This is a genomic window from Pedobacter sp. NEAU-ZC8 (assembly GCF_059278965.1).
On the sequence record NZ_JCAJXC010000016.1, the window covers coordinates 39,208 to 58,963 of the forward strand.

Consider the following 19,756-nt stretch of genomic DNA (forward strand, 5'->3'; position numbering starts at 1 on the left):
CAGCAAGCCTTAGCTACACTTGTAAATTTATAGCTACACGATTTATGCAAAGCTTAGAGTATGAGCAGCATATCCTTTACTCCAGCAAGATACCAATAGCTGTGAACCGCTATTTTTATTAAATTAGAAACATGAAACAAACTTACCAAAAACTAAACTTTAACATGCGGCATATGGCAAGGCCGTTTTTAATGGGTCTTTTGCTCTGCGGCAGTACCGCTTTCGCACAAACCAATAAAGCAGTGATCGACAACATCATGGCCGAAGGTGCAAACAATTCTCAAGTAGAGCAACTTGCACACGAGCTTCTCGATGGCATTGGTCCCAGACTGGTGGGTACGCCGCAGATGAAGCAGGCAAACGACTGGGCAGTTGAAAAGTATAAGAGCTGGGGTATATCTGCCCGCAATGAAAAATGGGGTGAATGGCGTGGCTGGGAACGTGGTATTTCCCATATAGACATGGTTAGCCCCTGGGTGCGGTCACTTGAAGGCACTCAGCTTGCCTGGAGCCCTGGGATGGGTAAAAAAACCAGCGTAGCAGAGGTGATCATACTTCCGGATCTAGCAGATTCAGTCGCTTTTCAGAAGTGGCTGCCTACTGCTAAGGGTAAATTCGTGATGATCTCCATGGCACAGCCAACCGGCCGTCCAGACTACAACTGGGAAGAGTTTGCACTGAAAGAATCTTTTGAGAAAATGAAAGCCGAGCGTACTGCCCGGACTGCCGCATGGCGTAACCGCATTGCTAAAACCGGCTACACCACCCGTACCCTACCCGTAGCTTTAGAAAATGCAGGTGCTGTAGGCATTATTACAAACAACTGGTCTGCTGGCTTCGGCGTAAGTAAAATCTTCAGCGCTTATACCAAAAAGGTTCCTACCGTTGACATTGCCCTGGAAGATTATGGCTTGCTATATCGTCTTGCTGAGTCAGGTAAAAAGCCGACTATCAGCATGCATACGGAATCTAAAGAACTTGGCGTAGTTCCGACCTTTAACACGATAGCTGAAATAAAAGGCACGGAAAAGCCTGAGGAATATGTAATCCTTTCGGCACACTTTGATTCATGGGATGGCGGAACCGGAGCAACCGACAATGGTACCGGAACGATCACCATGATGGAGGCAATGCGTCTGCTGAAGAAATATTACCCAAATCCAAAAAGAACCATTCTTGTGGGCCATTGGGGAAGTGAAGAACAAGGTCTTAATGGATCAAGGGCGTTTGTTGAAGATCACCCGGAGATCGTAAAGAATTTACAAGCATTATTTAACCAGGATAATGGAACTGGCCGTGTGGTGAACTTGGCTGGTCAGGGTTTTGCAAACTCCAAAGACTACCTTGGAAGATGGTTAGCTGCAGTTCCTGATACCTTGAAGAACAGGATTAAACTTGATTTTCCAGGTAAACCAGGTGCCGGTGGTTCTGACTTCGCCTCCTTCGTTGCTGCAGGTGCACCAGGATTCTCTTTGAGCTCATTAAGCTGGTCATATGGATCGTACACCTGGCATACCAACCGTGACACCTATGACAAGGTTGTATTTGATGATGTGAAAAACAATGCTATGCTTGCCGCAATCATGGCCTATATGGCGAGTGAAGATCCAGAGAAATCATCGACAGTAAAAGCTGAAGGTGTAAAATGGCCTGTACAAAACAAAGCAACCCGCCGAGGTGGATTAGACAAGTAGATATTCCAGATAACACTAATTTAAGTATTGGTCAAAAAGCCCTGAAGGATATTACTTCAGGGCTTTTTTTCATTCTAAACGTATAAAAAAATGCAACTTCTACAAAAGCTGCTTTCCCTTAGTTATATTTAGTTAACTAAACAATCAAAAGTGAAGCGTAGAAATTTTATCCAACTATCAGGTATCGGCGCTGCGATGGCAATGATACCAGCAATACCTGTCTGGGGAACTGATATTCCCATAGAGAAGTCTCTGGAATATGTCGATCCGGCAGCAAAAAAGATTATGGCTGATGTGGCACTTAATGCTGCCCGCTCAAATGGTGCAACGTATACAGATGTTCGGATTGGACGGTACTTAAATCAGTATGTTATTACCCGGGAAGACAAGGTAGAAAACCTGGTCAATACCGAATCCTATGGCATTGGAATCCGCGTTATTGCGAATGGCTCCTGGGGCTTCGCCGCTACGGATAAAATGGATAAAGATAGTATCGCTAAAACCGCCGCCCTCGCGGTATCTATTGCAAAGGAAAATTCAAGACTGCAGTCCGAGCCTGTTAATCTGGCACCTCAAAAAGGATACGGTGAAGTATCTTGGAAAGCGCCAATTCAAAAGAACGCCTTTGAAGTTCCCATTAAAGAAAAGGTTGATTTACTATTAGCAGTGAACGATGCAGCGATGAAAGGTGGCGCTGATTATGTTAATTCTATCATGTTCATGGTGAATGAACAAAAGTATTTCGCTTCTACCGACAACTCCTACATTGATCAGGACATTCACCGCATCTGGCCAACGTTCTTTATTACCAAGATTGATAAAGCCTCCGGAAAATATGAAACCCGAAATGCCCTTAGCGCACCCATGGGAATGGGATACGAATATCTGGATGCTAGGCCTCAAGACAAAGTAAAGACACCTGCAGGAACGCTTTACAAAGGCCGCTATGACATGCTGGAAGATGCTAGACAAGGTGCAACTCAAGTTTCGGAAAAGATCAAGGCCAAGTCGGTAGAACCCGGTAAGTATGATCTGGTACTTGATCCCTCCCACCTGTCATTGACCATACATGAATCTTGCGGGCACCCCACAGAGCTCGATAGAGTGCTGGGCTATGAAGCAAATTTTGCCGGAACCAGCTTCCTTACGCTTGATAAATGGCAGACTAAGAAATTCGATTATGGAAGTGGTATCGTGAACATGGTGGCAGACAAGACACAACCCGGATCGCTCGGTGCCGTTGGATACGACGATGAAGGGGTAAAATGCGGCAAATGGGATTTGGTTAAAGATGGCATTCTGGTTAACTATCAGGCGATACGGGATCAGGCCCACATCATTGGTTTAGATGCTTCTCAAGGATGTTGCTACGCAGACAATTGGGCCAGCGTGCAGTTTCAGCGCATGGCAAATGTGTCACTGCAGCCCGGCACTAAGCCACTGACGATTGCTGACCAGATCAAAAATGTAAAGAAGGGCATTTATATCGTGGGCGAAGGTTCGTTCTCCATTGATCAGCAACGATATAATTTTCAGTTTGGCGGACAGCTCTTCTATGAGATTAAGGACGGAAAAATTGCAGGTATGCTGAAAGATGTCGCCTATCAGGCAAATACGCAGGAATTCTGGAACTCCTGTGTTGCGATTTGCGATCAAAGTGACTATCGCCTAGGTGGAACATTTTTCGATGGCAAGGGCCAACCCGGTCAGTCAAGTGCGGTGTCACATGGATCTTCCACCGCCAGGTTCAATGGAGTTAACGTTATAAATACAGCTAGAAAAATCGCATAACATGGCATTAATAACAAAAGAAGAGGCACAGGCACTACTGAAAAAGGTCCTTAGCTACTCTAAAGCAGACGAGTGTGAGGTTAATATGTCTGGTCGCGATAGCGCTAACATCCGTTATGCACGCAATCAGGTGAGCACTAGTGGAGCCGTAAGTAGCACTAGTTTACAAATTGCGTCAGCATTTGGGAAGAAATTAGGGATCGTTACCTTAAATGAATTAGACGACGCCTCTATACAGAACGCGGTACAGCGATCAGAGGAGCTCGCTAAATTGGCACCAGAAAACCCCGAGTATGTGCCATTTGTCGGTCCACAGCAATATGGTCCCCCATCGAAAATGTATGCTGAGACCACTGCAGCGGCGGGTCCTAAAGAGCGTGCCGACGCCGTAGCAAACAGCCTTGAGGTCGCTAAAGCACATAAATTGAATGCCGCAGGTTTCTTGGAAAACAGCACTGGATACACAGCCATAATGAACACCAAGGGGCTTTTTGCATATGAAACGGGTTCATCCTTAGAGTTCAGTATAACCATGCGTACGGAAGATGGTAAAGGATCTGGATATGTCACAAAGGGCTATAATGACTTCAGCAAGCTCGACACCAAAGGCTCTTCCGAAATAGCTGCAAAGAAAGCACTCGGATCCGTGGCTGCCAAGGCTATAGAGCCTGGGAAATATACGGTCATTCTTGAGCCTACGGCTGTTGCAGTATTACTTGAAAACATAACGTTCAGCATGGACGAGCGCTCTGCCGATGAAGGCAGGAGCTTTTTAAGCAAAGCTGGTGGCAAGACCAGGTTTGGGGAACAACTGGTTGACCCGCGTGTAAACATCTATTCAGATCCATGGCATCCTGAACTCCCAGGATCAACTTTCAACGGTGAAGGACTCCCAGTGCAAAAAACTTACTGGATTGAAAAGGGCGTGGTGAAGAACATGCCTGTTTCTAGGTATTGGGCAGCAAAAGAAGGCAAAGCACCACTTCCGGGCCCCAGTGGCGTTATCATGGATGGTGGCTCTAAAACACTTGCAGAGCTTATCAAAGGAACAGAAAAAGGTATTCTGGTTACCAGGTTATATTATATCCGCTCTGTTGATCCACAGACACTCCTATTAACCGGCCTAACAAGAGATGGTACTTTTTACATTGAAAACGGGGAAATTAAGTTTCCCGTCAAGAACTTCCGATTCAACGAAAGCCCGGTAATTATGCTTAATAATCTTGAAGAACTCGGTATACCGGAAAGAACAGTAAGCGACGAATCAAACAACAATTACCTGATTCCGCCATTAAAAATCAGAGATTTCAATTTTACATCCTTATCAGATGCCGTATAATAAAAAAGGGAGATTCAACATCTCCCTTTTTTATGCGCTAAACACTGATCACGTCAAGTTCTTCTTCGGGAATGAGATGTGAACGCAACGTCTCATTGATGTTGCTTCTAATCAAGTCTGCAAGCGCTTTTATAATTCTTCCTTTAGCGTGTGGTTTATGAAAGACAATGCTCATTTCCCTTACAGGTACGGGAGCGTTAAATGGCGTTACCCGTTTTCGACGCTCTTCAGATAACGAGAGATAGTATAACTCCGGAATCAGGGTTAATCCTCCAAACTCATCAACCATATTCAAAAGCGTATCAAATGAACTTGCCTCAAGTTTTAAATTCTTTACAGACACTTCATCCTTCTTCAACGAACACAGCTGTATGAACTGTTCTCTCAAACAATGTCCCTCTTCAAACAACCATACCTTTTGTTCTCGAATCTCCTCTGGTAAAATATATTTCTTATCCGTACTCAGGTCGCCATAAACCATCAAGGACTCATGGAACAATACGACCTTGTCAATTTCGGATGCTGTGATTGGTGTAGCTAAAATCCCAATGTCAATTTGCCCTGCTTTCAGCTGATTAATAATGTGATCTGTCGTGAGTTCCGCGATTTCAAGCTTTAACTCAGGGTAAACATCAAGTAAAGGCTTTATAATTTTTGGCAATAGGGAATTTGCGATTGTTGGGATTATTCCAATCTTAATTTCCCCGGCAATGTTACCATTAATCTTCTTGGCTTTTTCTGCAAGAAGCTGACTATGCAATACTATTTTCCTGGCTTCATCAATGATCTCCAAACCTGCGTCGGTTGTATAAACCCCCTTCGGAGTACGGTCAAACAGGATTATGTCCAATTCAACCTCTAACTTCTTGATCATTGCACTAAGCGTAGCCTGTGTGACATAGCAATGTTCCGCTGCTCTGGTGAAATTTTTAAACCGGTCTACGGCAATAATGTATTCTAACTGTTGGATATTCAAGGCTATAGATTTTGTCGATGCCAAAGATAGAAAATTTCAGTTATCGGAACGCCAGGTTCCTCTCTACTTTTGAGTCTGAATTAAATCACAAAACACATGATGAAACAAATTACACTATTCGCATTGCTGGCAATTGGCGGGCAAACGCTCTTTGCGCAGACCATGCGAACGAACACAGGCGCCGTGATTGGAGACAATCAAAATTCTAAAACCATTGGTAACAATGGTCAGGTTTTGCTGGAGGATATCCATTTAATTGAAAAACTTGCCGCCTTTGATCGTGAGCGTATTCCTGAACGCGTAGTCCATGCACGTGGTGCAGGCGCATACGGCGAATTTGTTGCTGCTGCAGACTTTTCGGAAGTGACAAAAGCCAAGATGTTTTCCGCCAAAGGCAAAAAGACCCCTTTGTTCGTCCGGTTTTCTACCGTTGTTCATCAGGCAGGATCCCCTGAAACTTACCGCGATCCACGTGGCTTCGCTGTGAAGTTTTATACAGAAGATGGTAATTACGACCTTGTAGGCAACAACTTGCCAGTATTCTTTATCCGGGATGCGATAAAGTTCCCTGACATGGTACATGCCTTCAAACCATCACCATTAACCAATGAAGCCTCCCACCCACGCCGGGTATTTGACTTCTTTGCAAATGTGCCCGAAGCGACACACATGCTCACCTGGCTTTTTTCCGACTACGGCATTCCAGCCAATTTCAGGGAAATGAACGGCTCTGGTGTACATGCATTCAAATGGGTTAACGAAAAAGGAGAAGTGACGTATGTTAAGTACACCTGGAAGTCTAAACAAGGTGAGCGCAACCTGGAACAAGCAGAAGCCGACAAGATCCAGGCAACAATGACGGAACATGCAACGATGGATCTTTTCAATAACATCAAGGTTAAAAATTTTCCGAAATGGGACCTGTATGTACAGCTACTTAAAGCGGAAGAATTCGATGCATTGGACTTCAATCCACTCGACGTTACAAAGGTTTGGCCTGAGTCCGTAGCGAAATTACATCTTGTTGGTACAATGACCTTAAATAAGAATGTAGATAACTACTTCCAGGAAGTGGAACAGAGTGCATTTTCTCCCGGCACCCTTGTTCCTGGTATTGAGCCTTCAGAAGATAAGCTACTGCAAGGAAGATTGTTCTCTTACTTTGATACACAACGTTACCGTATTGGCGGCAACTTTCAGCAGTTACCGGTAAATGCACCGAAAGTAGAATCTAATAACTACAATCAAAATGGTGTGATGTCCTCTAAGAAACAGGGTTTTGGCGACATCAATTATCAACCTTCTGAAAACAGACCTGAATTGAAAGAAGATACCAAGTTCAAGTATTCAGTTTCCAGGTTCAAAAATGTCGAAACCGCCCAGGCAAAAATTTCAAAGCCAAACGACTTCAAACAAGCTGGCGAACTATACCGTTCCTTTTCGAAAAAAGATCAGGATAATCTGATTGCGAACCTTTCAGGCGCACTGAAGCAGGTAAATAATCAGACCACTGTCGCAAAGATGATTTTCTATTTCTACCAGGCAGATCGCGACTATGGAATGCGCTTAGCAAAAGAACTTAACCTTTCCAGAGCGGAACTTGAACAAGTAATCGCTAACACACAAAAATAAAACTCCGGGGCGCCTAATGGCGCCCTAAATCCATATACCCATGAAAACTATTTACTTATCGTTCATCATCCTCCTGTTCAACACAGGACTAAAAGCACAAACAGGCGACGATATCTTCAACGCTGTGCGTGCAAACGACAGTGCTGCAGTGAAATCATACATAAATGCAGGCAAGAAGTTTGACTCACTAAACCAAAGTGGCCATACGCTTTTGATACTAGCGGTATACAACAATAGTGATGCGGTTGCTAAGCTTCTTATCGATGCAAAGGCTGATGTGAATCTTCAGGATCAGGCTGGAAACTCAGCACTAATGGGTGCATGCTTCAAGGGCTATAAGCCACTTGTGGCCTTACTGCTGGCAAACGGTGCCTCAGCAAATCTGGTCAATAGTAATGGTGCAAGTGCTTTGTTTTTTGCTTCTACCTTCGGCCATGCAGATCTTGTGCAGCTACTTCTTGACCATAAAGCCGACAAAACGATGCGTGATCGCTTTGGCAAACAGCCTGTGGATTATGCGCGTGGGCAGGGCAATGAACTGATCATTTCGATGCTGGAGCAAAATTGATCCACCAGGTACGCTAAACTTGCAGATTTAGAAAGAAGCTTTGGACCAACAACAAAGTTTTTGCATCATTGAACTGGCCCCCGAGCATTCTGGCTTTAGCTTCCTCAAAGGTCAGTTCGACAATTTCGATGTACTCGCCCTCCTCTTCTACTCCACCGCCTTTTTCATGCGCACCCTTACTGTCGTACTCCGCAATGAACAGATGGAGGAATTCTGTTACGCCGCCTGCCGAAGGATAAACAGCACCAACCTTTTTCAGGTTGGAAATACCGTAGCCTGTTTCTTCCAAAGCCTCACGCTGAGCAGCCTGTTCCGGTGATTCGCCTTCATCGATTAAGCCTGCACATGCCTCGATCAAATTTCCCGAGGGATTTCCATTGATGAAAGAGGCTACCCTGAATTGATTGGTCAGCAGGATGGTTTTTTCCTGATAATCAACAAGTAACACCGCCACAGCATCTGGCCTGTAATAAATCTCATGGAGTTGCTTTACCGGCTTTCCGCCATGTCCTGGCTTCTCAAAGCTGATCTCCTTTAGTGGATATTTCTTTTCGGCTAACGTAGTTTCGCTGAATATTTTAACTTCGGTCATGGCTATTGCTGTGTTCGTTTGATATTTTCCATAATAAACCCGTCACGTGGGCGAGTTGGCATTCTCGAGAAAGGATAAGACATATCTTGTTTTGGAATCGAAAACTCAATTTCTGATGCGAGGAACTGCAAAACTGTTTTGAGTGTCTCGATCGTGATCAGTTCTCCAGGACATCTGTGACCAGTCTCCGGATAACCTCCCCCTTGAGCAAGAAAATCGTAGGGTTTTAGCTGCCGCCCGCCAAATCGTTCCGGAATAAAGGCGAAAGGATTGTCCCAAAGGCGGTCGTCGTGGTTCGTGCCATACATATCCAAAAGGACAAGATTACCTTTGGAGAATTCTACCCCGTTCCAGACAAAAGATTCCCGCACCTTTGCCCCCATAAAAGGTGCAAATGGAAAGAACCTCCTCACTTCGTTGATGAAATTATCCTGATAGGCCTCAGCCCCGGAGATGAACTGTGCTTTATAGCTATCATTAGTAAACAACGCTGTAGCCGCAAAGGTAATGTACCAGGCAATGGCTACCGTTGGGCGCAGTAAATTGATAAGCTCTATAGCTGCCAGCTTTGCACTGAGCTCCATCCCATCGAGGTCTCTATAGTGTGCACAAAGGTATAAAGGACTGTTTGGATCAACATGTACCTGCCCGCTCCTAACCTTTTCAATAAGTTCTGTAATCCAGCTTTCAACTTGTTTCCTCGCCTTTACCCCTTTAAAGTGGCGCGCCCCCATGGTTCCGAAGGCATCTACCATTGAGATAAACTGTTTTGCCCGCAAGGGCGAATTATTCAGGGCAAGCGGAACCCCGGCCCATGCACAAATCGCCTCGCAAAGTATGATACCAGACTCTTCGAATAGCACAATGCGATCGCGATTAATCCAGGAGTTTGAAGCAACATGCAGTTCATGCCTGATCAGCCGCTGCAACCTGGCAACCTGATCTTCGGTCATAAAAGACATGAACAAGGCTTTTCGATGACTATGCTGCTGTGCATCCGTCGTATGAATCGCATCTACGCCGGTTAAGGTTTTCTGGATAGGAATCGGAATGGCACCTTTTCTAACAAATTTATCGGGATCATAAAAGATACTGGCAGCTTCTTCGCCCCCAATACAAATCACCTTTAAACCGGGAACATCAATCGTAAAAACATCGGTATTCATCAATCGCCGACGATTCATAATGAACGTAAAACCATCGTTGAAAAGATGGTAAGCTGCTGCGGCGGCATTCAGGGATGCTACATTTTGATTCGGATATCGCTTCACGTCTTAAGATTTTCACATCAAAACAAGTGCATTCGCAAAGCGGTTTTATTTAATCGAATTTATATGAAAAGATCGGCCAGTGCTAAGATCGTTCTTTCGCATAAGAACGGTCTCAAACATAGGGCTTGCTCGTAACCACGATTGAACTTGATGAGCCGGAAAACATCTGTCAGGATTTCAGTTATGAAAGAAAATTTTTCAGTAAAAATGCATTTTTTACAGCTGAAAAGGTCGATTTTTTGGATGGCACAGCACTTGTAAAGCACTTAGAAAATTCTAAAAGTTCTTTTAATAAATTGATTTAACATTTTTTCTAAAAAGGAGGATTTATTATGTCACTTATTAAATTTAACAACGGAAACAACAGTAAAAGCTTAAACACTGGTTTCAACGACATCTTTGAGTCTGTGTTCAATGATTCGTTCCTCTCAGATCGAATGGTCTCAAGGGTTCCTGCAGTGAACATCTGCGAAACACAAGATCATTACATGATTGAGATGGCCGCTCCAGGGTTACAAAAAGAAGACTTCAACATTAAGCTTGACAGGAACTTGTTAACCGTATCGGTTGAACAAAAGTCCGAGCACAGCGAGCAGAATAAACAGTACAATAAACGTGAGTTTAGCTACAGTTCATTTGTTCGCTCATTTGCGCTTCCAGATACAGCCGACGATGCTCAAATAGAAGCGCACTACAACAATGGTATGCTAAATATCCATGTTGCGAAGAAAGACGAAGCCAAACAAATTGTTCGTCAGATCGAGATCAAGTAATCTTGTCGATCAGTTCGAAACAAAAACGTCAGTCCTTAGTGCTGGCGTTTTTATTTTATTAAGGCATGCTAACATTACGAAAACAGATCAAAACCATATTTTGCGTCAGACCAAAATTCATCAAGCGCCATAATTCTTGGTTTGAAAAACGTGATTAACTTTGGCCAGTCTTCCTGTTTGAAAATGTTCACCTGATCAATTTCCTTGCTGATGCTGCTGATCGTCTTTCCATAGGCGTCCTTGCTATGGAGCGACCAGTCCCATTCTTCACCTAAGCTGCCAACGAGAATGTTTCGGTAAGCTTTAAATTGCTCGAACACCAGCTCCTGGATACCAGGGTCTGGATGTGCAATCTCAATCGCAATTTTAGCAGTATGTTGGTCTGCATTCATCCTGAAGTAGAGATGTTTAATCCCTGTTTTGTAATTCACCCAGTTTACCTTCGTCCCATCAGCAGTTGGTTGAAGGGCCATGTACTGGCCAAATGCGGTCCAGAATGCCTGTTTGAGGTTGGAAGCTTGTTCTTTAGAATACAATGTGTTGATAAAATAAAGGGTGTAAAACTACATTTTTGTACCGCTGAATGCAATTGTTAATTCTTCAAACAGGGATAATGCTCATTTGTTTATTTCTAAATCAATCTACCTACTAAATAGAAAATTATGGAAAACAAAGAAAAATACGCGTTGGTAACGGGCGGTACCAGCGGCATTGGAAGAGCGCTGGCCGAGCTTTTAGCTGCCGATCAGTATAACCTTATACTGGTATCCAGAGACCAGTCCGATCTTCAGCAGGTCGCGCAGGAGCTGACACAAAACCACCAGGTGAAAGTACACACCATCTCCAAAGATTTGTTTAAAAGAGAAAGTCCATTTGAAGTGTATGATGAGGTGAAAAACCTCGGTTTGAATGTGGAGGTCCTGGTAAATAATGCTGCACAAGGGGCATATGGCGAATTCAAGGACATCGATATCAATCGTGAGTTGGACATGATACAGCTCAACATAGGTGGCTATGTGGCACTCAGCTCTTGTTTCTTGCAGGACATGCTCGCGAGCGGTTCAGGAAAGATACTTAATGTCGGTTCAATAGCTGGAGAAGCACCCGGACCGCTGCAATCGGTTTATCATGGAACCAAGGCTTTCATCAATACCTGGTCTGCCAGCATTCAGTACGAACTGAAAGATAAAGGTATTACGGTTACCGCGCTTCTACCGGGAGCAACCGAAACTGATTTCTTCAACAAAGCAGAGATGAATGAATCCCGAATGGTGCAGGATATGCCACATGCTGATCCTGAGAAGGTGGCAAAAGACGGCTTTGATGCGCTAATGTCCGGCGATGCCAAAATAATATCTGGATTTATGAATAAAGTTCAGGTGGGTATGGCAAATATGCAGCCCGACAGCATGGCTGCGGCGAGTATGTATAAACAGCAGAAGCCCGTGGAAAAAAAGGAGGATTAACCGATACACTGTCTTGCTTGAATAAAAAGAGCCTCCAAAAGGAGGCTCTTTTTATTTCTCACGGGCAACAAACTTATGGAAAGTACTTGTCTCGCCATCTGCCTTTTTATCTTGATAGAGAAAGTCAAGTTTATCACTATCGAAGTCTTTAAAGAAATCGTCCCATTCAATCTCCTCCAAATTGGTACTGTCGCTATGTTCTGGAAAATGTATCCTTAGTACACCTTCATCTCCATTTTTACCTGTTCCTTTAACACGGGCCGGAACACCTTTTCTTTCTTCAACCCATTTTTTGATGGTATTGTGATCATGTGTTTGATTGGATGAACTCATAATTTAATGATTATAGTTTTCAATGGTTTACTTTTTGCTTTTATAAGCATTATAGGCAATGAATATTCCCACCAGGAAGATTATTCCGACGATTATAGGTATGAACATGATTTCAAGATTTAGGTTTAAATTATTTACATATTTTATTGTTGATTAGCTCATCACGCTGAAATATCGATCTAGGGCATTTTCGAGCGTCGGTAAAAAGACGCCTCTATCGCTGGTCAAACCACTATAACTCGGTCTGGCTGCGTTGAAATTTAACTCCGCATACGGTTTCCGAACCAGAAGTGTGGAGCTATACCCTGCTCTGGACGCAACTTCCCTGGCCAGATCCGCCCAACTGATGGTGCCCTGATTTGCAACATGCCAGATCTGAGCCTCTCCATCAATTAGCAAATCTAAACTACTATGAATTAGATCGCTAACCAATGTTGGTGAAATAAATACGTCATCTGCGACGTCGATACTTTCCCGTCTGCTTAATGCTGCAATCATCCGACTCATAGCACTATCATCAGCCAGGTTGGAGAAAATTTCACTGCTTCTAACAACCAATGCCTCCGGGTAAGCCCTTAGCACCTGCTCTTCTGCCCTGGCTTTGCTTAAACCTAGGAGATTTAGTGGATTAACGCTATCCGATTCCGTGTACTCACTATTTTTGCGTCCATCGAAAACCTGATCGGAAGAAAAGGTAAGCAGTTGAACACCGGACTTTTTACAGCATATAGCAAGATTTGCAGGAATTACTGTGTTGGTTAAAAAGCAATTCTCACGATCAAGTTCTGCATCTTCTACCTGATAAAAATCTGCCGCATTTACAACCGCCCAGGGTCTATACTTGTTTATCGCAGCTTCAATCTCCTGAATTGAAGACAGGTTTAACTGTTTGCTGGAAAGCCCAACAAAGTTAATATTTCGGTGGTTGCAAATATCTACCAGAGCCATCCCCAAGGTAGAATCCGACCCTATGATCAACAACGGATTGGGACCAGGGTTAACAATGATATTTGCTGCTCCAGATCGTGGATATAAAATTCGATCGTTACGCTGCCACCAGCCTTGTTGTTCGAGCACAGGATGGCTGTAACCTTTACCTTTTGCCAGATCGGCAACCATCTTTGCAATCTGGGTAAGACGTGCCTCTCCGGTCCGAACGTCGAAAGCACCAGACTCGTAATTACGCGTTGCAGTTGTCAATAGGCGGTCCCAACCATAGGCACCGAATAGCGACCAGACGGTCACACCCCTGATATCAACACCCTCAGCCTCCAAGTCCTCAGTAGCCTGAATAATATAGTTTAGCCACCTTAGTTGGTCCTCACGCCCGCAGTGCAGATGTGCTTCTGTTATGGCCAAAGGCATCCCATATCGCTGCCATGCATCATTCAGTAGTGCTTTAGGACCGGCAAGGACCGCATCTGAACTCCGGACGGCTTCAACATCAGCATAGGCATGTTTGCCATTGCGCCCGTGCGTATGGGGTGGATATAAATCCAGGCGTTCATCTAAAAACCGCTCAGAGGTAATGTAGTGATTGAAACCCAAAATGTCCGGCGGACATGGATTCTCACTGAAGTATCTAAGTTCATCAGGCCTGATGCCGTGTTTTATAAGGTAATTGTAGAGATCATGATTTTCATCAACCATTCCACATAATAAATCCAGCCCTATCCACCTTCTTTTATTTTCGAAATCTGCCTGGTATTGAAGAAGTTTGGTAGCATGAGTTTTACCAATATCTTCAGTATGCACCAACATGGCTTCTGGATTAATCCGCCTGATGGCCTGCATGGCCAGGGCTGTCGCTTTACATTCGTTGTATAAGATACGTAGAAAGCTTTCGTCATCATTCTTGTGCGGATACCATAAACCATAAAGCCCGCAAAAACGGGCTGTAGTTAAAGGTTCATTTACTGGAGTATAATATTTGATCCAGGGAAACTGTATGGCAACCTGCTCGGCGTATGCAGCCAGACCGGTTGAAAATGTTTCGTCGAGCATATTGACGTAAGCCGGCCCACTACCGTGATGCACCAGACCGGCAATGACATCAATGTTATTCGCCTCTAGATATTCCACCTGACCAGCGGTAAAAGACCAGTCGATCACGGCGTTCCGCTCAGGAAGATGTTTTTCCCAAAGAATGGGATATCGTATCTTTTTTATTCCAAGATCCGAGAGCATTTTCAGATCTTGTTTCCGGGTATAATGCCCCTGGTAGGTTAACTGATCAAAATATTGATCCCCTACCCGGTTGATGGTACATTCAATGCCTCCCCAAATTTCCATACTTTATAAATAAGATCATTCAGATTCTTTGTACGTAGTAAGTTATACAGGTAGCCTGTTCTTACATCCTTAACTCGCGATAGAAATTTTCTTATTGCTGTTTAAGGTAACATTCATGTGTCTAACCATGGTTTCGAAAGTTTGATCCCAGCTGATGTCGTTCAAAAATTCATCAACTTCAGCTAACCACTCCGAGGTATCCTGCTTGCTGAACTCAGATTCAATAGCCTCGATGAACTCATCACAAGAAGACGCAATATGTACAAGCTTTTTAATACCATAAGGCTTTACCACATCGCGGATTGGCGTTGAGATCACAGGTTTACCTGCAGCGAGGTATTCGGGAGTTTTTGTTGGACTAATAAATCTGGTCGACTCATTTAACTGAAACGGAATCAATGCGATATCCCAGCCAGCTAGGTAACCAGGCAGTTCATTGTAGGACTTCTGTCCCAGGTAGTGAATATTTTTATTTCTCGGTAAAATAGCTTCATCAATTTTTACCACCGGACCAATCAACACAAACTGCCAGTCTGGTCTTAAGGTTGCCATATTACCAATCAGCTCGATGTCGAAACGCTCGTCGATTACACCATAAAAGCCAAGTTTTTTTCCAACAATGTGCTGCTGATCCGCAGGTTGCTTTTCAACTGACCGAGCCTGTGCAAAATGCGCCTTATCAATACTGCTCGGAAATGGATGAATATTAGAATGCTGTTGTTTCTTGGATTCATATAAGGAGTGTCCTCCAGTAAATACAAGGTCAGCTTTTGCAAGTAGTCTGCGCTCGAGTGTGATCAGCTCCTCAGGTGCAAATTTAAATGCAGATAATTCATCCATACAGTCGTACACAATGAACTTAGGTTTATACTTATCTGAGAAGGACAGCGCCATTGGTGTATAGTACCAAAAAGTCCAATCCTGAAGGTCGGAATTCTGGAAGAATTTATCTAATAAGGCGATCAGCGTGTTATGTACTTCACATGCACTCATGCCTGCTTTAAGATGAGGAACAACGACCGTCAAGCCCTGACCCCTGGTAGAAAGGTGTAAATAGGCATCATCATTGACGTCAAAAATAGGTTCTTCCATATAATAAACATGGGCATGAGCCGAAAACCTGGTAAGTAAATGTTGTGGTCTTTGAAATACGAAGTCCCACCTTAGGTGAGAGAAGCAAATCAAATTTTTAGTCGGCATTTCTAGGGACTGTTTCATAAAAATTTAGTTAAGATGTAAATATTTGAATTCAACTCAGCTCGTCTCAACCGGCAAACAAAGGCTTGGTTTAACTATTGGCTTTCAAGTTTTGCCTATAAAACCCCGGTTAACAGAAAATTGTTTGAATGGCATATACCTATTTGGTTAGCTATTAATAACCAGCCTTTTAGTAAAACTACCTGAACCTGTTGGGAAAGTAAATTTTCTGACGCATGGAATAAATTTTGCTTAGGTGGAGTAAAATGTTTAGGAATGAAAAAGGAAGACATACTTTGGGATGACTGGCATCGAATACTAATAGGCTCGGCGCCCACCAGTTTTCTATTAGAAGTTTTGATAAGAACAGTGATCATGTACCTGGTGTTGCTCGTTGTACTCCGGCTCATGGGAAAGCGGATGGGTGGGCAGCTTACCATCTCCGAACTTGCAGTTATGGTGACGCTCGGGGCTATTATTTGTGTGCCGATGCAAGTTCCGGATAAGGGAATTATCCAGGGAATTTTCGTGCTGCTATGTGCATGGGCATTCCAGCGAGGTTTTAACCTACTCGGTATTAAAAGCAGCAAAATGGAAAACCTGATTCAAGGCAAAGAAGCAATACTGCTGAAAGATGGTGTACTGGACGCAGAGCAACTTGAAGCAGCCAACATCTCCAGGCAACAACTCTACGGGGTGCTGAGAGCCCAAAATATCTATAACCTTGGCGAAGTTGAACGGGTATACATCGAGGGTTGTGGAATATTTAGTGTTTTCAAATTCGACGCACCAAAACCAGGCCTGTCTATATATCCCTCCAGAGATGGTGAAATACTCGAAAGCCAAAATAAATCAGATGAACATTTTTATGTCTGCCGCATGTGTGGGCGTACTGCTGAAAACGAAAAAGAACGAAATGGCAAGTGCGACAATTGTGGCTGTGAAAATTGGGAAGAAGCTATAATACATTGATATGAAACCAGAAGAATTAAGTTTAAGCGACTTTAACAGAATACTCATCGGAGAAATACCTGCTTTCTTTTTTATCGAATTGATCTTCCGGGCTTTTCTCATCTATGCACTCCTGATCGTTTCCATGCGTCTGATGGGCAAACGGATGTCCGCTCAGATCAGCCGTAATGAAATGGCTGCAGTGGTATCGCTGGCAGCAGCCGTGGGTATTCCATTGATGAATCCGGATCGAGGTATTCTCCCTCCTGTAGTTATAACGATAGTGATTATCCTTTTTACAAATCTTGTTTCCAGAAGAACCTCCAGAAGCGAAGATTTTGAATCTTTAACTCAGGATGATCTGGATGTGCTCGTACAAGATGGTGTGTTAAACCTGCCAACCATGGAGCATACCCGCATTAGCAAGGAAAGAATATTCTCGCAACTGAGAAGCCTGGGCATTTTTCACCTTGGTATGGTAAACCGCCTGTATATTGAAGCAAATGGGATGTTCAGTCTCGTTAAAGAGAAAGAACCAGGTATTGGACTAAGTGTTCTGCCCGATATCGATCCGGACTTTGCTAAGAGAAAATTAAGTAAAACCGATGATTTTGTATGTTGTCACTGCGGAACATTGGCTAAAACCTTGATTTCCACAATGCGTACCAAGTGCCCGAATTGTAAATCCGTTGAATGGGCACCCGCCGTGAAACTGGTAGAATAAATTATTTTAAAATTTATTTAGCATGTTAAATAAATAATTCTACCTTTGCAGCCTCTTCAGAAACAAAAAAAGAGATGATTCCGTAGCTCAGCTGGTAGAGCATTACACTTTTAATGTAGTGGTCCTGGGTTCGAATCCCAGCGGGATCACCAAGAATTCTAAAAGCCTTCAAAATGTATAATTTTGAAGGCTTTTTTAGTTTCAGTGAATGTCGCTTTTCCCCAATATCGTGTTGAGGAACATTATCACTTCTAAAATTCTAAAATTGTTTTTCCAGAAATACTAAGTTGAGGAGCCAGAAAGCAGAGCCCGTATAGCGGCCATATGTAGGACAGAGATCTCTACGAGTTTACCAGGAGCTTAATAGGTACTTACTACGTATCCATACGTACGAACTACGTAGCAACTACGTTTCAGGTACGTCACAAACACGTATCAAGGCCGATACTTCAGTAAATCCTCATTCAAAACAAAGGCGGGCTAGTGCCCGCCTTTAAATAACATTTAACGTTCTTGAAGAGATTATGATATTTGTCTGGAAATCCGGCAGACTGGTGTAAGCTTACAATGCTTTAAACGCTTTTGATGCGAGTATGGATACGAGCTCCGGATCCTCGATCTTTTGGGGATCAAGTACTTCAAAATCTCTGATATCAACATAGTCGTGGCATTCAGGACTTGTATTGATAATGATGCCCCCTAACAAGAATATTCTTCTGCATTTAAATTCCGAACGACTCGCTTTGATCAAACGAAGCAATCGGGTTCGTACATTGTAGTAAGTGAAATTGACTGCATCTTTAATTTGAATCTCATGCGAGCCAGCCTCCTTTAGCGGAGCTAAAGAACGCTCCAACATCAACTGCTGGGCATCAAGCTCATACTGCTCTGGAAGTACAGGCTTGCTACTGTTTAGCCGCTCCAAAGCGAGCACAAGCGCACCGCAGCTGTTGGTTAGATGCTGCTGACCAGGACGGCGCATTTCACCAAGCAACCCTTCATCGGTAATACCGATATGGGGACCATAAAAAATAAAGGCATCGCCCCCATCAGGTACGTGATGCGCAAATGCCACCAGACCCGTGATTCCTGCATACGGTAAGCCGCCCAGGCCGCCTAAAGTAAAAGGCCTCGTAAGTACGCGACGGAAGTCCGTTGATACATTGATGTCATCACAGCAGAGCGATGTTGCGAACAAGATCTTGTCCATCTCCGAACCATACTCACCAGAAATAAATTTTAAATAGGTTTCTGTGATTTCAGCGCCAGTTTTGGCGTTTGGAAAATGTTGTTTTATCAGGGGCTCAATCATCATGATTTTCAGTTAAGGTTAGCTTGGCGCACAAATATACGAGCTCACAAAGCAAAATTTAAAAACCCTTGTATACAAAAACAGCCTGTATAAACAGGCTGTGGAGCATTAAGTATCATCACTGCTACTTAGCAGAATTTTTCTTTTCTGTAACCTCGGTACGAATTTCCTGAGCCAAAACTTTTAGATCCTGCATCGCTTTACGAAGCCTGGTACCGGCAGCGTTGTTTCCTGCATTGTAGAACTTTTCTGCATCCGCTTCTACTGAAGCTAATAATTCTTTAACTTTTGTAAACCTCTCCATATTTTAATTATTTAATTATGATTCAAATATATAATATTTGGGAAATAATACTCTAGCATAAAAACCTAAAAATATTGATTAAAATATTATTTAATGAGGTTTAAAACTATTATCCATTAAATTTGGTTTTAAATAAAGGTTAGTCATAAATCGATTTAGATGAATAAACATATACAAATTGTTGAAGACGATGGCGACATCAGATTTATTGTTGAATACATATTAGAAGACGCGAATTACGTTGTTGAATCCTTTGAAAATGCTACCACCTTTATTAACCGGGAACGTGTTGAAGATGTTGACCTCATTATACTTGACGTCATGCTGCCGGATGGAAATGGGATTGATTTATGTAGGAACTTAAAGCTCAGCGAAAAAACCGTTAATATTCCGGTAATAATTATGTCGGCGCATGCTGGTTCGCAATCCGTTCTGGAGGAAGCTTGTGCAGATGATTTTATCAACAAGCCTTTTGATCTGGATAATTTTTTAACAAGGGTTAAAAAGATCCTGAATTAATCCTTTTAACCCCTGTGCTGAG

19 protein-coding genes and 1 tRNA gene are annotated in these 19,756 nt (G+C 43.3%); 11 read left to right on the top strand and 9 right to left on the bottom strand.

Annotated elements, in window-relative coordinates:
* Window positions 1-131: 131 nt before the first annotated feature.
* The 3 genes from AC5WJX_RS13385 to AC5WJX_RS13395 all read left to right on the top strand — a co-directional run bounded on the left by AC5WJX_RS13385 (window position 132) and on the right by AC5WJX_RS13395 (window position 4,824).
* Window positions 132-1,694: a M20/M25/M40 family metallo-hydrolase gene (locus AC5WJX_RS13385; protein ID WP_494484916.1), complete on the top strand. Its 1,563-nt coding sequence runs from the start codon at window positions 132-134 to the stop codon at window positions 1,692-1,694.
* Between the two features lie 150 nt (window positions 1,695-1,844).
* Window positions 1,845-3,485 (top strand): TldD/PmbA family protein, encoded by a 1,641-nt coding sequence (locus AC5WJX_RS13390; protein ID WP_440429516.1) that lies wholly within the window; start codon window positions 1,845-1,847, stop codon window positions 3,483-3,485.
* Window position 3,486: 1 nt separating this feature from the next.
* Window positions 3,487-4,824 (top strand): TldD/PmbA family protein, encoded by a 1,338-nt coding sequence (locus AC5WJX_RS13395; RefSeq protein ID WP_494484917.1) that lies wholly within the window; start codon window positions 3,487-3,489, stop codon window positions 4,822-4,824.
* A gap of 37 nt (window positions 4,825-4,861) precedes the next feature.
* On the opposite strand, the gene AC5WJX_RS13400 is transcribed toward AC5WJX_RS13395, so the two are convergent.
* Window positions 4,862-5,800, bottom strand: a complete 939-nt coding sequence (locus tag AC5WJX_RS13400; protein WP_494484918.1) for a LysR substrate-binding domain-containing protein — start codon at window positions 5,798-5,800, stop codon at window positions 4,862-4,864.
* A gap of 96 nt (window positions 5,801-5,896) precedes the next feature.
* On the opposite strand from AC5WJX_RS13400, the gene AC5WJX_RS13405 reads away from it, so the two are divergent.
* Window positions 5,897-7,432: a catalase gene (locus AC5WJX_RS13405; RefSeq protein WP_494484919.1), complete on the top strand. Its 1,536-nt coding sequence runs from the start codon at window positions 5,897-5,899 to the stop codon at window positions 7,430-7,432.
* Window positions 7,433-7,472: 40 nt separating this feature from the next.
* Window positions 7,473-8,000, top strand: a complete 528-nt coding sequence (locus AC5WJX_RS13410) for an ankyrin repeat domain-containing protein (RefSeq protein ID WP_494484920.1) — start codon at window positions 7,473-7,475, stop codon at window positions 7,998-8,000.
* A gap of 13 nt (window positions 8,001-8,013) precedes the next feature.
* On the opposite strand, the gene AC5WJX_RS13415 is transcribed toward AC5WJX_RS13410, so the two are convergent.
* Together AC5WJX_RS13415 and AC5WJX_RS13420 are read right to left on the bottom strand one after the other, a co-directional pair.
* Entirely contained in the window at window positions 8,014-8,592 is a 579-nt protein-coding gene (locus AC5WJX_RS13415; RefSeq protein ID WP_494484921.1) for an NUDIX domain-containing protein, read from the bottom strand.
* A 2-nt stretch (window positions 8,593-8,594) separates the two neighbouring features.
* Window positions 8,595-9,863 carry a cytochrome P450 gene (locus AC5WJX_RS13420; RefSeq protein WP_494484922.1) on the bottom strand — a complete coding sequence of 423 codons (1,269 nt, stop codon included), beginning with the start codon at window positions 9,861-9,863 and terminating at the stop codon, window positions 8,595-8,597.
* Between the two features lie 332 nt (window positions 9,864-10,195).
* On the opposite strand from AC5WJX_RS13420, the gene AC5WJX_RS13425 reads away from it, so the two are divergent.
* The gene (locus tag AC5WJX_RS13425; protein ID WP_440429523.1) at window positions 10,196-10,636 is read left to right on the top strand and encodes an Hsp20/alpha crystallin family protein; all 441 of its coding nucleotides are present in this window, start codon (window positions 10,196-10,198) and stop codon (window positions 10,634-10,636) included.
* Between the two features lie 74 nt (window positions 10,637-10,710).
* On the opposite strand, the gene AC5WJX_RS13430 is transcribed toward AC5WJX_RS13425, so the two are convergent.
* Window positions 10,711-11,172 (bottom strand): DUF4268 domain-containing protein, encoded by a 462-nt coding sequence (locus tag AC5WJX_RS13430; RefSeq protein WP_494484923.1) that lies wholly within the window; start codon window positions 11,170-11,172, stop codon window positions 10,711-10,713.
* 126 nt (window positions 11,173-11,298) lie between these two features.
* On the opposite strand from AC5WJX_RS13430, the gene AC5WJX_RS13435 reads away from it, so the two are divergent.
* Window positions 11,299-12,102 carry an SDR family NAD(P)-dependent oxidoreductase gene (locus AC5WJX_RS13435; protein ID WP_494484924.1) on the top strand — a complete coding sequence of 268 codons (804 nt, stop codon included), beginning with the start codon at window positions 11,299-11,301 and terminating at the stop codon, window positions 12,100-12,102.
* 51 nt (window positions 12,103-12,153) lie between these two features.
* On the opposite strand, the gene AC5WJX_RS13440 is transcribed toward AC5WJX_RS13435, so the two are convergent.
* The 3 genes from AC5WJX_RS13440 to AC5WJX_RS13450 all read right to left on the bottom strand — a co-directional run bounded on the left by AC5WJX_RS13440 (window position 12,154) and on the right by AC5WJX_RS13450 (window position 15,945).
* The gene (locus tag AC5WJX_RS13440) at window positions 12,154-12,435 is read right to left on the bottom strand and encodes a hypothetical protein (RefSeq protein ID WP_440429526.1); all 282 of its coding nucleotides are present in this window, start codon (window positions 12,433-12,435) and stop codon (window positions 12,154-12,156) included.
* Window positions 12,436-12,588: 153 nt separating this feature from the next.
* Complete coding sequence (locus AC5WJX_RS13445; protein WP_494484925.1) at window positions 12,589-14,727, bottom strand: family 1 glycosylhydrolase; 2,139 nt, start codon at window positions 14,725-14,727, stop codon at window positions 12,589-12,591.
* A gap of 69 nt (window positions 14,728-14,796) precedes the next feature.
* Window positions 14,797-15,945, bottom strand: coding sequence for a glycosyltransferase family 1 protein (locus AC5WJX_RS13450; RefSeq protein WP_494484926.1), 1,149 nt, complete (start codon window positions 15,943-15,945; stop codon window positions 14,797-14,799).
* A 255-nt stretch (window positions 15,946-16,200) separates the two neighbouring features.
* Here AC5WJX_RS13450 and AC5WJX_RS13455 point away from each other — a divergent pair, with 255 nt between their 5' ends.
* The 3 genes from AC5WJX_RS13455 (at window position 16,201) to AC5WJX_RS13465 (ending at window position 17,751) form a co-directional block, all read left to right on the top strand.
* Complete coding sequence (locus tag AC5WJX_RS13455) at window positions 16,201-16,896, top strand: DUF421 domain-containing protein (RefSeq protein WP_494484927.1); 696 nt, start codon at window positions 16,201-16,203, stop codon at window positions 16,894-16,896.
* 1 nt (window position 16,897) lies between these two features.
* The gene (locus AC5WJX_RS13460) at window positions 16,898-17,599 is read left to right on the top strand and encodes a DUF421 domain-containing protein (RefSeq protein WP_494484928.1); all 702 of its coding nucleotides are present in this window, start codon (window positions 16,898-16,900) and stop codon (window positions 17,597-17,599) included.
* A gap of 76 nt (window positions 17,600-17,675) precedes the next feature.
* Window positions 17,676-17,751: transfer RNA gene (locus AC5WJX_RS13465), tRNA-Lys, on the top strand.
* 410 nt (window positions 17,752-18,161) lie between these two features.
* On the opposite strand, the gene AC5WJX_RS13470 is transcribed toward AC5WJX_RS13465, so the two are convergent.
* Window positions 18,162-18,914 (bottom strand): hypothetical protein, encoded by a 753-nt coding sequence (locus AC5WJX_RS13470; RefSeq protein ID WP_494484929.1) that lies wholly within the window; start codon window positions 18,912-18,914, stop codon window positions 18,162-18,164.
* Between the two features lie 121 nt (window positions 18,915-19,035).
* Entirely contained in the window at window positions 19,036-19,215 is a 180-nt protein-coding gene (locus tag AC5WJX_RS13475) for a BF3379 family histone-like protein (RefSeq protein WP_494484930.1), read from the bottom strand.
* A 159-nt stretch (window positions 19,216-19,374) separates the two neighbouring features.
* Between AC5WJX_RS13475 and AC5WJX_RS13480 the strand changes: the two genes are divergently transcribed.
* Window positions 19,375-19,734 carry a response regulator transcription factor gene (locus tag AC5WJX_RS13480; RefSeq protein ID WP_440429536.1) on the top strand — a complete coding sequence of 120 codons (360 nt, stop codon included), beginning with the start codon at window positions 19,375-19,377 and terminating at the stop codon, window positions 19,732-19,734.
* Window positions 19,735-19,756: the final 22 nt, after the last annotated feature.

Excerpts from the sequence above, each read along its gene's own strand:
- AC5WJX_RS13455 (WP_494484927.1), top strand. The coding sequence starts at position 16,201 with ATGAAAAAGGAAGACATACTTTGGGATGACTGGCATCGAATACTAATA.
- AC5WJX_RS13470 (WP_494484929.1), bottom strand. The coding sequence starts at position 18,914 with ATGATGATTGAGCCCCTGATAAAACAACATTTTCCAAACGCCAAAACT.
- AC5WJX_RS13415 (WP_494484921.1), bottom strand. The coding sequence starts at position 8,592 with ATGACCGAAGTTAAAATATTCAGCGAAACTACGTTAGCCGAAAAGAAA.
- AC5WJX_RS13440 (WP_440429526.1), bottom strand. The coding sequence starts at position 12,435 with ATGAGTTCATCCAATCAAACACATGATCACAATACCATCAAAAAATGG.
- AC5WJX_RS13475 (WP_494484930.1), bottom strand. The coding sequence starts at position 19,215 with ATGGAGAGGTTTACAAAAGTTAAAGAATTATTAGCTTCAGTAGAAGCG.
- AC5WJX_RS13445 (WP_494484925.1), bottom strand. The coding sequence starts at position 14,727 with ATGGAAATTTGGGGAGGCATTGAATGTACCATCAACCGGGTAGGGGAT.
- AC5WJX_RS13480 (WP_440429536.1), top strand. The coding sequence starts at position 19,375 with ATGAATAAACATATACAAATTGTTGAAGACGATGGCGACATCAGATTT.
- AC5WJX_RS13425 (WP_440429523.1), top strand. The coding sequence starts at position 10,196 with ATGTCACTTATTAAATTTAACAACGGAAACAACAGTAAAAGCTTAAAC.
- AC5WJX_RS13450 (WP_494484926.1), bottom strand. The coding sequence starts at position 15,945 with ATGAAACAGTCCCTAGAAATGCCGACTAAAAATTTGATTTGCTTCTCT.
- AC5WJX_RS13405 (WP_494484919.1), top strand. The coding sequence starts at position 5,897 with ATGATGAAACAAATTACACTATTCGCATTGCTGGCAATTGGCGGGCAA.
- AC5WJX_RS13385 (WP_494484916.1), top strand. The coding sequence starts at position 132 with ATGAAACAAACTTACCAAAAACTAAACTTTAACATGCGGCATATGGCA.
- AC5WJX_RS13395 (WP_494484917.1), top strand. The coding sequence starts at position 3,487 with ATGGCATTAATAACAAAAGAAGAGGCACAGGCACTACTGAAAAAGGTC.
- AC5WJX_RS13460 (WP_494484928.1), top strand. The coding sequence starts at position 16,898 with ATGAAACCAGAAGAATTAAGTTTAAGCGACTTTAACAGAATACTCATC.
- AC5WJX_RS13435 (WP_494484924.1), top strand. The coding sequence starts at position 11,299 with ATGGAAAACAAAGAAAAATACGCGTTGGTAACGGGCGGTACCAGCGGC.
- AC5WJX_RS13410 (WP_494484920.1), top strand. The coding sequence starts at position 7,473 with ATGAAAACTATTTACTTATCGTTCATCATCCTCCTGTTCAACACAGGA.